Annotated in this window: 13 protein-coding genes; 6 read left to right on the forward strand and 7 right to left on the reverse strand. The window is 68.6% G+C overall.

Going from position 1 to position 11,130, the window contains the following annotated elements; translation table 11 throughout:
• Both V6M46_RS17540 and V6M46_RS17545 read right to left on the reverse strand, forming a co-directional pair.
• Nucleotides 1-511, reverse strand: a 511-nt coding sequence (locus tag V6M46_RS17540; RefSeq protein ID WP_332667448.1) for an ATP-grasp domain-containing protein, incomplete at its 3' end; no start/stop codon positions are given.
• 207 nt (nucleotides 512-718) lie between these two features.
• Entirely contained in the window at nucleotides 719-892 is a 174-nt protein-coding gene (locus tag V6M46_RS17545; protein WP_332667450.1) for a hypothetical protein, read from the reverse strand.
• A gap of 375 nt (nucleotides 893-1,267) precedes the next feature.
• Between V6M46_RS17545 and V6M46_RS17550 the strand changes: the two genes are divergently transcribed.
• Nucleotides 1,268-1,942 (forward strand): M23 family metallopeptidase, encoded by a 675-nt coding sequence (locus V6M46_RS17550; protein ID WP_332667451.1) that lies wholly within the window; start codon nucleotides 1,268-1,270, stop codon nucleotides 1,940-1,942.
• Nucleotides 1,943-2,037: 95 nt separating this feature from the next.
• Here V6M46_RS17550 and pcrA read toward each other — a convergent pair whose 3' ends face one another.
• Nucleotides 2,038-4,407 (reverse strand): DNA helicase PcrA, encoded by a 2,370-nt coding sequence (pcrA, locus tag V6M46_RS17555; RefSeq protein ID WP_332667453.1) that lies wholly within the window; start codon nucleotides 4,405-4,407, stop codon nucleotides 2,038-2,040.
• Between the two features lie 73 nt (nucleotides 4,408-4,480).
• On the opposite strand from pcrA, the gene V6M46_RS17560 reads away from it, so the two are divergent.
• The 4 genes from V6M46_RS17560 (at nucleotide 4,481) to V6M46_RS17575 (ending at nucleotide 6,412) form a co-directional block, all read left to right on the forward strand.
• Nucleotides 4,481-4,921 (forward strand): GNAT family N-acetyltransferase, encoded by a 441-nt coding sequence (locus tag V6M46_RS17560; RefSeq protein ID WP_332667455.1) that lies wholly within the window; start codon nucleotides 4,481-4,483, stop codon nucleotides 4,919-4,921.
• Between the two features lie 96 nt (nucleotides 4,922-5,017).
• Nucleotides 5,018-5,851, forward strand: a complete 834-nt coding sequence (locus tag V6M46_RS17565) for a hypothetical protein (protein WP_332667457.1) — start codon at nucleotides 5,018-5,020, stop codon at nucleotides 5,849-5,851.
• Nucleotides 5,848-6,204, forward strand: coding sequence for a GntR family transcriptional regulator (locus tag V6M46_RS17570; RefSeq protein WP_332667459.1), 357 nt, complete (start codon nucleotides 5,848-5,850; stop codon nucleotides 6,202-6,204). Before V6M46_RS17565 ends, V6M46_RS17570 begins: the two co-directional genes overlap by 4 nt.
• 34 nt (nucleotides 6,205-6,238) lie before the next feature.
• Nucleotides 6,239-6,412 (forward strand): hypothetical protein, encoded by a 174-nt coding sequence (locus V6M46_RS17575; RefSeq protein WP_332667461.1) that lies wholly within the window; start codon nucleotides 6,239-6,241, stop codon nucleotides 6,410-6,412.
• Nucleotides 6,413-6,415: 3 nt separating this feature from the next.
• Here V6M46_RS17575 and zwf read toward each other — a convergent pair whose 3' ends face one another.
• Entirely contained in the window at nucleotides 6,416-7,852 is a 1,437-nt protein-coding gene (gene zwf / locus V6M46_RS17580) for a glucose-6-phosphate dehydrogenase (RefSeq protein WP_332667463.1), read from the reverse strand.
• A gap of 51 nt (nucleotides 7,853-7,903) precedes the next feature.
• Nucleotides 7,904-8,701, reverse strand: a complete 798-nt coding sequence (locus V6M46_RS17585; RefSeq protein WP_332667465.1) for a helix-turn-helix transcriptional regulator — start codon at nucleotides 8,699-8,701, stop codon at nucleotides 7,904-7,906.
• A gap of 49 nt (nucleotides 8,702-8,750) precedes the next feature.
• Between V6M46_RS17585 and V6M46_RS17590 the strand changes: the two genes are divergently transcribed.
• Nucleotides 8,751-9,179, forward strand: coding sequence for a DUF2000 domain-containing protein (locus tag V6M46_RS17590; RefSeq protein WP_332667467.1), 429 nt, complete (start codon nucleotides 8,751-8,753; stop codon nucleotides 9,177-9,179).
• A 3-nt stretch (nucleotides 9,180-9,182) separates the two neighbouring features.
• Here V6M46_RS17590 and V6M46_RS17595 read toward each other — a convergent pair whose 3' ends face one another.
• Both V6M46_RS17595 and V6M46_RS17600 read right to left on the reverse strand, forming a co-directional pair.
• The gene (locus tag V6M46_RS17595; RefSeq protein ID WP_332667469.1) at nucleotides 9,183-9,824 is read right to left on the reverse strand and encodes a response regulator transcription factor; all 642 of its coding nucleotides are present in this window, start codon (nucleotides 9,822-9,824) and stop codon (nucleotides 9,183-9,185) included.
• The gene (locus V6M46_RS17600; protein WP_332667470.1) at nucleotides 9,821-11,089 is read right to left on the reverse strand and encodes an ATP-binding protein; all 1,269 of its coding nucleotides are present in this window, start codon (nucleotides 11,087-11,089) and stop codon (nucleotides 9,821-9,823) included. The genes V6M46_RS17595 and V6M46_RS17600 overlap by 4 nt, the downstream gene beginning before the upstream one ends.
• Nucleotides 11,090-11,130 lie beyond the last annotated feature (41 nt).

Consider the following 11,130-nt stretch of genomic DNA (forward strand, 5'->3'; position numbering starts at 1 on the left):
TCTGCACGGCCTGGTCGGTCAGCTCGGCGGGGAACTTCGCGTCGGCGACGATCTCGCGGGCCTTGGCCTCGTCGACGCCGGTGCCGGCGTCGATCGGGATCTGCCGGACGGCCTCGGGGTTGGTCTTGGCGACCTCTTCGATCTCGACACCGCCCTCGACGCTCGCGATGCACAGGTAGCTGCGGTTGGCGCGGTCGAGCAGGAACGAGAAGTAGTACTCCTCGACGATGCTGGCGGCCGGCGCGATGAGCACCCGGTTGACCGTCAGTCCCTTGATCTCCATGCCCAGGATGTTCGACGCGTGCTCGAACGCCTCGTCGGGGGTCTTGGCAAGCTTGACGCCGCCGGCCTTGCCGCGGCCTCCAGCCTTGACCTGTGCCTTGACGACGACGACGCCCAGCTGCTCAGCTGCGACCTTCGCCTCGTCCGGTGTGTTGGCAACGATGCCCAGGGTGACCGGTACATCGTGCTTGGCGAAGAGCTCCTTCGCCTGGTATTCCATCAAATCCACGGTGGAGTCCGTCCTCTGTTGACGTCCGATACGCTCGTGCGCCGGCCGGTGGCCGACACCGATTGAGCCTTTGCGACTCTAGCCCTTAACCGTGCGTTCACGCGCGTTGGCTTCGTCACACGCTGCCCGGATCGGATGGCCAGCGAGGCGATCAGGTCGTCGGGCACTCCAGCCGCCCGCGAACGGCGCCGACGGTTCGCGCGTTCGTCACAGCGCGTCGAGGGGCCTGACGACGACGTCGCCCGCGTCGAGCTCGGCGCACAGGTCCGTGATGCGGGCCAGCGAATCGGCGTCGCCGTCGACCACGACCGCCGTCGCGTCCTCCGCGATCAGCGCGCGCACGAGCTGCTCGGGAGTCTGTTTGCCACCGACGAACACCACCTCCAAACCCTCGTCACGGAGGCGTCGGGCCGCCTGCTGAGCCCGTCGTCCATCGCCGATCGACCCCAGAACGACACGCTGTCTTACCATGAGAACGATGCTCCCACAAGAGTGAAGGTGGTCACATTTCGCCGACATTTCACGCGGAATCGTCGCCATTTGTTGTGGAGAGCGCGAATTCTATTTCGCTCCGACGACCCCTTCGGCTAGGCTTCGTCGAGTCCTGTCGTCCCTTCTTCGGAGGTTTTTTGCGTGTCTTCGTCTGCGCCTAAACGCCGACTGGATGTACGCCAGGAGACCCCGCAGCGAACACCGGGCAAGCGGACAGCTCAGCGCCGCAAGACCCGGAAGCGCAGTTTTCGACCCACCCCAGCCATGGCCGGAGCCTTCATCCTGGTCCTGGCTGCTTTTGGTTCCATGGTCCTCGGAAACACGTCGGACAGCGATTCGCTGGCCAACGACAAGTACCAGACGATCTCGCAGAGCTACATCGGTCCCGACGACGCAGCCGCCAATGGCAAGGTCGACGTCAGCCGCAGCTTCGACCGCGAGCTGACGACCAAGCAGATCAAGGCCCAGGCACAGCAGGTGCTCGCGGCCCAGGCGGACATCAAGAAGGACGTCAGCAAGCTCGCCAAGGAGACGCTCCGCAACCAGTGGGTCGTCCCGGTCACGGGCTACCGCCTGACGGCGCGCTTCGGCCAGCGCAGCGGCCTGTGGTCCACGGTTCACACCGGCCTCGACTTCGCCGGCCCCTCCGGCTCGACGATCGTCTCGGTCGCCGCCGGCACGGTGAAGTCCACGGGCTACGAAGGCGCCTACGGCAACCGCACGATCGTCACGCTCCGCGACGGCACCGAGATCTGGTACTGCCACCAGAGCCGCATCGCCGTCAACGTCGGCCAGACCGTCGGACCCGGCGACGTGATCGGCTACACCGGCTCGACCGGCAACGTGACCGGCCCGCACCTGCACCTCGAGGTGCACCCCGGTGGCGGCGCGGCGGTCGACCCCGAGCCGGTCCTGCGCCAGCACAACGTTCCGCTCTGATCCTTCGCCTCAAGCCCTCATCGCACGCCGGATGAGGGCTTTCGGCTGTCCGGGCACCCCCGGGCCCTCATCCTGCCGGCGGGGCAGCGGCAGGGTCAGAGCTTCTCGACGGGGGCGTAACGCAGCAGGAGCCGCTTGACGCCCTGGGAGCCGAAGTCGACCGAGGCCACCGACTTGTCGCCCTGGCCCTCGACCGCGACGACAGTGCCGAGCCCGAAGCTGTCGTGGCTGACCCGGTCGCCCGCCGACAGGGAGATGACCTCGCGAGTCGCCCGCTTGGACCTGGCCGCGACGTTGGAGGAGCGGAACGACGACTGGGCCGTCGCCGACGGTGAGCTCGGGGTCCACTGCGTCGGCGGGGAGGCGAGACGCCGCCAGTCGACGAGCGCCTCGGGCAGCTCGTCGAGGAACCGCGACGGCGGGTTGTATGACGGCGCGCCCCACGCGGAACGCGTTGCTGCGCGGGTGACGTAGAGGCGGGTGCGCGCGCGGGTGATGCCGACGTAGGCCAGCCGGCGCTCCTCCTCGAGCTCCTTGCTGTCGGCCAATGAGCGCATGTGCGGGAAGACGCCGTCCTCGAGCCCGGTGAGGAACACGACGGGGAACTCCAGGCCCTTGGCAGTGTGCAGCGTCATCAGCGTGACGACGCCCTCACCCTCGTCGGGGATCTGGTCGGCATCGGCGACCAGGGCCACCTGCTCCAGGAACGCGGCGAGCGATCCGGCCGCCAGGTCGGGGGCGTCGGAGATCGCGTCGACGGCCTCCGAGGGCTCCTCGTCGACGACCTCGACGCCCTGCTCCTGCAACAGCGTGTCGGCGACCGTGCTGGCGCCGACCACGAACTCGCGGGCGACCGCGACGAGCTCGGCGAGGTTCTCGACCCTCGTCTCGTCCTGGGGGTCGGTGCTCTGCTCGAGCGTCGACAGATAGCCGCTGCGGGTCAGCGCCGCCTCGAGCACCGCATCGGCCGGCGCACCCGACTCGGCCATCGCCATGAGCTCGGACATGATGGCGGTGAAGGACTGGATCGCATTGAGGGACCGGGTCGCCAGGTCCGTCGCCTCGTCGGCGCGCGTCAACGCCTCCCAGAAGCTGATCTCCTCGGCGGTCGCCAGTCGCTGGATCGCGGCCTCGGCACGCTCGCCGATGCCACGCTTGGGCTCGTTGATGATGCGGCGCAGCGAGACCGCGTCGCGCGGATTGACGAGCACCCGGACGTACGCCAGCGCGTCCTTGATCTCCTTGCGCTCGTAGAACCGGACGCCGCCGACGACGCGGTAGGGCAGCCCGACGCGGATGAAGACTTCTTCGAACACACGGCTCTGCGCGTTGGTGCGGTAGAAGATCGCGACATCCTTGGCCGCCGCCACGCCCGCATCGTTGAGCTTGTCGATCTCGTCGGCGATGAACTGCGCCTCGTCGCGCTCGTCGTCTCCGACGTAGCCGACGATCTTCTCGCCGTCACCCTCGGCCGACCACAGCTGCTTGTCCTTGCGGCCCTCGTTGCGGCTGATGACGGCGTTGGCGGCCGACAGGATGGTCTGGGTCGAGCGGTAGTTCTGCTCGAGCAGGATCGTCGCCGCGTTGGGGAAGTCGTCCTCGAACTCCAGGATGTTGCGGATGTTGGCACCACGGAACGCATAGATCGACTGGTCGGAGTCGCCGACGACCAGGAGGTCGGACTCGTCGTCGGTCAGCTCCTTGATGAGCTGGTACTGGGCGTGGTTGGTGTCCTGGTATTCGTCGACCAGGATGTGCCGGAACCGGCGTCGGTAGGTCTCCCGGACGTCGGGCCACGCCTGGAACAGGTGGACCGTGTTCATGATGAGGTCGTCGAAGTCCATCGCGTTGGCCGCCTGCAGGCGCGCCTGGTAGGTCTTGTAGGCCTCGGCGTAGATCTCCTCGGTCGGGTTGTCCGCCTTGCCGGCCGCCGCCTCGTGGTCGACGAGCTCGTTCTTGAGGTTGGAGATCCAGTTGAGCACGGCGCGCGGGTTGATGCGTTTGGGATCGAGGTCCATGTCGCGGCACACCAGCGTCATGAGCCGGCGCTGGTCGGCCGCGTCGTAGATCGTGAACGACGACGTGAAGCCGAACTTGCCGGCCTCTCGGCGGAGGATGCGTACGCATGCGGAGTGGAACGTCGAGACCCACATCATGCGGGCTCGCGGGCCCACGAGATCGGCGACGCGCTCGCGCATCTCGGCAGCGGCCTTGTTGGTGAACGTGATCGCCAGGATCGAGCCGGGATGCGCCCCACGGGCAGCGATCAGCCAGGCGATGCGGCGGGTCAGGACCCGGGTCTTGCCGGACCCGGCGCCCGCGACGACCAGCAGCGGCCCGCCGGGGTGCGAGACGGCTGCCTGCTGGGCCTCGTTGAGTCCCTCGAGCAGGGTCTCCGAGCGCGGGCGCCGCTTGTCGGCGGACTTGTCCGGGGCGGCTGTGGGCACAGGGAACGGCAACGTCATCGTGCCTCCCAGCCTAGTTGCCGGAGCCGACATCACCTGCCTCGGAGGGTCTGCGGACGTAGACTCGCGTCCCATGGACGGCACGGTCAGCATCCGCACGGCGCGAGAGGCCGACTTCGACGCCCTGACCGAGCTCTGGGAGCGGTCCGCCAGGTCCAGTCACGCCTTCATGGATGACGAGGAGTTCGTCGAGCTGATACCTCGCATCCGCGACCTCCTGCTCCCGTCGATGGATGTCTGGGTCGCCGAGTCCGACGGCGAGACGCTCGGCTTCGTCGGCGCGCGCCGTGATCACGTCGAGCTGCTCTACATCGCACCCGAGGCACAGGGCCGCGGACTCGGCCCGGCCCTCCTGTCGTACGTCGACGGTGGCGCGGGGCCGCACAGCGTCGAGGTGTACGCCGGCAATGCCGTCGGGCTGGGCTTCTACCTCTCGCAGGGGTTTCGCGAGACCCGCCGCGATCCCACCGATGCCGCCGGCCGCGCCTTCGCGATCGTCCACCTGGAGCGCTGACCTGTTTGTAGTGCTACATTTGCTACAACAGCCAGTACGAAGAGGGCCGGAATGCTTGTGGGCTCAGACGACGCGATCTGGGAAGGCGACATAGACATGCTTGATGCGTTGTTCGCGATCCCGTTTGTGTTGATCTTCGCCGGCTTGGCCTTTGCCACGTGGAAGAGTGCGCCGTCCGCAGTCCGCAAGGACCTGACCCAACTTCTCGATGCCGAGCAGGTGTCCCTCGACCTCGACCAAGGATTGCTCCTCGAGGCTGATCTCATCCGATACCGCAGGGTGTCCACGCTTGTCGGCTCCACGTTGTGCTGTTTGGCAATCGCCGTGCAGTTCACCACCGACGCCGACATGCTCGGGCTTGTCTTGGTCTTTTCGGCATTCGTCATCGGCCGCGCACTGACGCAGGCGGTTCAGACCGCGCTCGTGCGGCGGCGATCAGCCGGCGAGCTGCGCTTGGCGCGCCTCGTCGACCGGGGCCTGGAACGCTACCTTCCCCACCGGGCGCTCGTGATGCAGTGGGGCTTCGTCGGAGCCGTCCTTGCCACCGCTCTGTCCCTGATACTCATCGGGATCGCACACGGCTTCACCCCTGACCTCGTGGGCGCCATGCTCTCCAGCACGAGTGGCACGATCGCGCTGCTCGCGATCGTCTCCGAACAACGTCAGCTCACCCGTTCACGCACACCGTCGACCGACCCGGATGGCTTTCTCCTGCACGACCTCCGGATCGGGATCGGCGTGTGGGACGCTCACACCGATGTCGGGGCGGTGACGCTGTTCGCGCTGTTGATGGCCTTCACCCCCCTCGTCTCCAATCCGATCCTGCTCCTGATGGCGGCTGTCCCCGTGGTGGCGGTCATCTGGTGGTGCTCGGGCACGCGGGAGGCAGCTGTCTGGCATTTCCGGCGCAGCGAGCAGGTCCCCGCATGAACATCGTCACGGTCGACCCGGCCGGCACCGAGCCGCCGTACGAGCAGGTGCGCCGGCAGATCGCCGAGGGCGCGGCGTCAGGCGCGCTCGCCGCGGGACACAAGCTGCCGACCGTACGCCAGCTGGCCACCGACCTCGGGCTCGCCGCCAACACGGTCGCCAAGGCGTACCGAGCGCTGGAGGCCGATGGCGTGATCGAGACGCACGGGCGCCGCGGGACGTTCATCGCGAGCCACCGGCTCACCGACGCCGAGGCCGAGGCGGGCGCGCAGACATACGCCCGGCTGGCTCGCACGCAGGGGCTCTCGCTCGACGAGGCGATCCGGCTCGTCGAGAAGAGCTGGACTCGCTGAGAACCGTCTCAGCCGCCCGGGTTACCGTGGCGGGGTGGAGATGTCTCATGCCCAGTTCACACTTCTGGTCGCCGTCCTGTTCTTCGGCGGCATCGCGCTGATGGGTGTCGCGCTCAGCGGCTACGGCACCAAGGACCGCACGCACCAGCACCCGCCGCGGCTCCCCGGCCACGACATCCAGGACAAGCTCGCCGACAAGGACAGCTGAGTCTCACTCCGCCATCGTGTTGGGGCGGCGCCACGTACGCTCGAACGGCAGGCGCCAGGCGCGCGGTGCGATGAGCTGGTGCACCGCATTGGGTCCCCAGGTGCCGCCCGAGTAGGGCCGCACCGGCGGCTGGTCGTTGAGCAGCGGCTCGGAGATCTCCCACAGGCGCTCGATGCCCTCAGCGGTCGTGAACAGCGTCCGCTCCCCCCGCATCGCGTCGTAGATCAACCGCTCGTACGCCTCGAGGACCTCGCCGGCCCGCTCGGTCTCCTGCATCGCGAACTGCATGCTGAGCTTGTCGAGCCGCATGCCCGGGCCGGGGCGCTTGCCGTAGAACGACAACGACATCTTCGACGCGTCGGCGAGGTCGAACGTCAGGTGGTCCGGCCCCGCCAGCCCGACGCCCGAGCCGGTCGGGAACATGCTCTTGGGCGGCTCGCGGAACGCGATCGAGATGATGCGCGCACCCTCGGCGAGCTTCTTGCCCGTACGCAGGTAGAACGGCACGCCGGCCCAGCGCCAGTTGTCGATCTCGGCCTTGAGCGACACGAACGTGTCGGTCTCGGAGTCGGCGGCAACCCCCTCCTCGTCGCGGTAGCCCTGGTACTGCCCGCGTACGACGTGGTGCGGGTCGAGCGGCAGCATCTGGCGGAAGACCTTGTTCTTCTCCTCGCTGATGGAGTCGGAGTCGAGCGACGTCGGCGGCTCCATCGCCATGAACGCCAGGACCTGGAACAGGTGCGTGACGACCATGTCCTTGTACGCTCCGGTGCCCTCGTAGAACGCCGAACGTCCCTCGACCGACAGCGTCTCGGGCACATCGATCTGGACGTGGTCGATGAAGTTGCGGTTCCAGATCGGCTCGAACAGGCCGTTGGCGAACCGGAACGCCAGGATGTTGAGCGCCGCCTCCTTGCCGAGGAAGTGGTCGATGCGGAAGATCTGCTCCTCGGCGAACACCTCGTGGAGCTGGGCGTTGAGCGACTTGGCGCTGGCGAGATCCGTGCCGAACGGCTTCTCCATGATGATCCGCGAGCCGTCGACCAGGTTGGCGGCGTCGAGCGTGTGCACGACGTCGAGCGCAGCCTTGGGCGGGACGCTGAGGTAGTGCAGCCGCCGCGGCGACCCGCCGAGCTCGGCCTCCAGCGCCGACGCCGCCTTGGCCAGGGCCTCGGGTCCGGCCTTGACGTTGACGTACGACAGCTTGGGCGCGAACTCCCGCCATTTCGCCTCGTCGACCGTGCGGGTGCTGAACTCGCGGTACGCCCGGCCGGCGAACTCGCGGAACGACTCGTCGTCGAAGTCGTCGAGCGACACGCCGATGATCCGCGAGTCCGGGACGAGCCCGGACTGCAGCAGGTGCATGATGCCGGGCAGCAGCTTGCGGCGAGCGAGGTCGCCGGTGGCACCGAACAGCACGATCAGATGAGGCTCGTCCATGCAGACAGGCTAGACCCGTCGCGTTGCCGCGCGGTGAAATCCCGTGACGGATCAGGCCACGTGACGGGCGTACGCGCCGGGAGTCACGCCGAGCGTCGCGCGGAAGTGCCGCGTGAGGTGCGCCTGGTCGTAGAAGCCGACGATCGCCGCGACCTCCGCCGGCGGCACCCGGTCCAGCAGCAGTGCCCGGGCGCGATCGATGCGGCGCCCTGTGACGTAGCGATGCGGCGGCAGGCCGTACTCACGCCCGAAGGCCCGGATGAGCTGCGTGGGGTGCGCGTCGAGGTCCGCGGCGAGGGACTCCAGAGTCGGTACGTCCGTGAGGTCGCGGTCCAGCACCTCGCGCACCCGGCGGGCGAGCCTCGGCTCGGCGCGGCCGGGACGTGGCTCGATCGAGCTGTCGAGGTGCTGCGCCATCCGCTCGCTGATGACGGCGAGCTGCGACTCGGCCTCGAGCTCGTCGCCGGGCGACGCGAGCGACCGATGGAGCTGGCCGACCGCCATGACGAGCTCGTCGTCGAGCAACGTCGGCTCACGCACGGCAGCACCCGTGAGGTCCAGCGGCAGCCATCGCTCGTCGAGGTAGACGACCCGTTTGTCGAAGCCCCCCGCCACCGCGGCCCTGCCGTCGTGCGGCACATGAGGCGGCAGCAGTGTCAGGGAGCGTGGCGCCGCGTCGTGCGGCGTGCGCTCCAGCTCGTATGAAACACCGCCGGTGTCGATCAGGAGGACCGTCCAGTACGCGTGCGTGTGCGCCGGGTAGGCGTGGTCGGTGAAGTGCGCGTGGAGGACCTCGCCGACGCCGGGCACCGCCGGCCGCCAGGCGCGGACATGCTCTCCGGCGGTCATGTCAGGAATGTACAAGACGCGCACGACCCGGCCGGGCGACGCTGGACGCATGGACGACACGCTCGAACCGATCCGATTCGACACCAAGGTCGCGGTGCTGCTGCACGAGGACCTCGCGAGCTGGCAGGCGCTCAACGTCACGGCATTCCTCATCAGCGGGCTTGCCACCGACAAGGAGCTCATCGGCGACCCGTACGAGGACGCCGACGGGACGGAGTACCTGCCGATGATCCGCCAGCCCGTCGTGGTGTTCGCCGGCGACTCCGCACAGCTGCGTGCCGCCCACGCCAAGGCGGTGACCCGCGAGCTCGCGATGACGATCTACACCCGTGAGATGTTCGCGACCGGCAACGACCGCGACAACCGGGCGGCCGTACGCGCGGTGCGGCGCGACGACCTCGACCTCGTCGGGATCGCGGTGCACGGGCCGAAGAACGGCGTCGACAAGGCGTTCAAGGGCGCGAACCTGCACCCGTGAGCGTCAGATCAGGCGGCGGTCGTTGGCCCAGCGGGTCAGCTCGTGCCGGCTCGACAGCTGCAGCTTGCGGAGCACGCTGGAGACATGCGTCTCGACGGTCTTGATCGAGATGAACAGCTCCTTGGCGACCTCCTTGTACGCGTACCCGCGGGCGATGAGCCGCATGACCTCGCGCTCGCGCTCGGTCAGCCGGTCGATCTCCTCGTCGACCTGCGCGACCTCGATCGTGCCGGCGAACGCGTCGAGCACGAAGCCCGCCAGGCGCGGCGAGAACACGGCATCACCGACGGCGACGCGGTTGATCGCGTCGAGCAGCTCGGGACCGGAGATGTTCTTCGTGACATAGCCGCGGGCGCCGGCGCGGATGATCCCGATGACGTCCTCGGCGGCGTCGCTCACCGACAGCGCCAGGAACTTGGTGTCGGGGTGCCGCAGGTGCAGGCGGCGGATGACCTCGAGCCCACCGCCGCCGGGCATGTGGACGTCGAGCAGCACGACGTCGGGCCGGGTCTCGGCGATGACCTTGACCGCACTGTCGACATCCTCGGCCTCGGCGACGATCTCGACCGGTCCGTCGATCTCGGCCCGCACCCCGGTGCGGAACATCGCATGGTCGTCGACGATCGCTACGCGCAGTGTGGTCATGGGCTCACTTCTTCTGTCGGTACACGTTCGGGTGGGGCAGAGTCTGTCGTACCGGCGTCACCGGTGCGGACCGGCACGCTCAGGGCGACCTCCGTGCCCTCTCCCGGTTGGCTGCGGATGCGGGCGGTGCCGCCATGGCGCTCGACACGGTCGATGATCGACCCCCGCACACCCATGCGGTCCTCCGCGATGGATCCTGGATCGAAGCCGACGCCCCGGTCACGGACGAACACCTCGACGGTGCGCCCGTCGGTCTCGGCGTAGACGTCGATGCGGTCGACCTGCGCGTGCTTGGCGGCATTGATCATGGCTTCGCGGGCGGCCTTGGCGATCGCGGCCACGTCGGGGTCGAGCGGGGCGTCGCCGACCGCGATGACCTCGACCGGCACCCGATGGACGTCCTCGACGTCGGCGGCCGACGCCCGCAGCGCCGCCACGAGCGAGTCGCCGGGCTTCTCGTCGTTGCCGTACAGCCAGGCGCGGAGCTCACGCTCCTGCCGACGCGCCAGCGTCGCAACGGTCGCGGAGTCGCCCGCGTTCTTCTGCAGCAGGGCGAGGGTCTGCAGCACGGAGTCGTGCAGGTGCGCGGCGACGTCAGCGCGTTCCTGCGAACGTACGCGCTCGCGCCGCTCCTCCGACAGGTCGCCGAGCAGCTTGGTGATCCACGGCCCGAGGATCAGCAGCAGGCCGAGGACCGCCACGCCGACGGCGGAAGCGAGATCGACGATCGCGCTCCAGCCGCGCTCCTGGCTGAGGAAGTAGATCGCGGCTGTCGCGACGAGCACGGCGCCGGCCGCGATCCGCACCGCGAAGGCGAGGCCGCGGGTCTGCCGCATCCAGCGCCCCCACGCGGCGTCGTCGAACTGGCGCCAGATGACCGCGAGGCCGATGACCCCGATCAGCAACGGCGCGAACAGTCCCCCGGCGATTCCACGGCCGCTGGCCTGGATCATGAACATCACGCCGATGCCGACGGCCCCCAGGGCGACGGTCTGGAAGACCTCGAACGCACCGGGGCGGCCGCTCGACCGGAGACCGCGTCGGGTCGCCGACTCGAGGCCCGGCGAGAGGTCGGGCTGCCGCAGGGGCAGGAACCGCCACAGCAGCAGGTAGGCGATGACGCCCACGCCTTGGAACCAGGTCGCCACGATGAAGGCGAGCCGGACGTAGAGCACCGGGATGCCGAAGTGCTCGGCCACACCGGTCGCCACACCGCCGACGAGCCGGCGATCGGCTGGTCGGTAGGCACGGCGGTATTCGGTCACCCCATGATCGTCACACGTACGCGTACGCGCGCGCCATCAGG

The organism is Aeromicrobium sp. (assembly GCF_036676885.1).
Lineage (GTDB): Bacteria > Actinomycetota > Actinomycetes > Propionibacteriales > Nocardioidaceae > Aeromicrobium.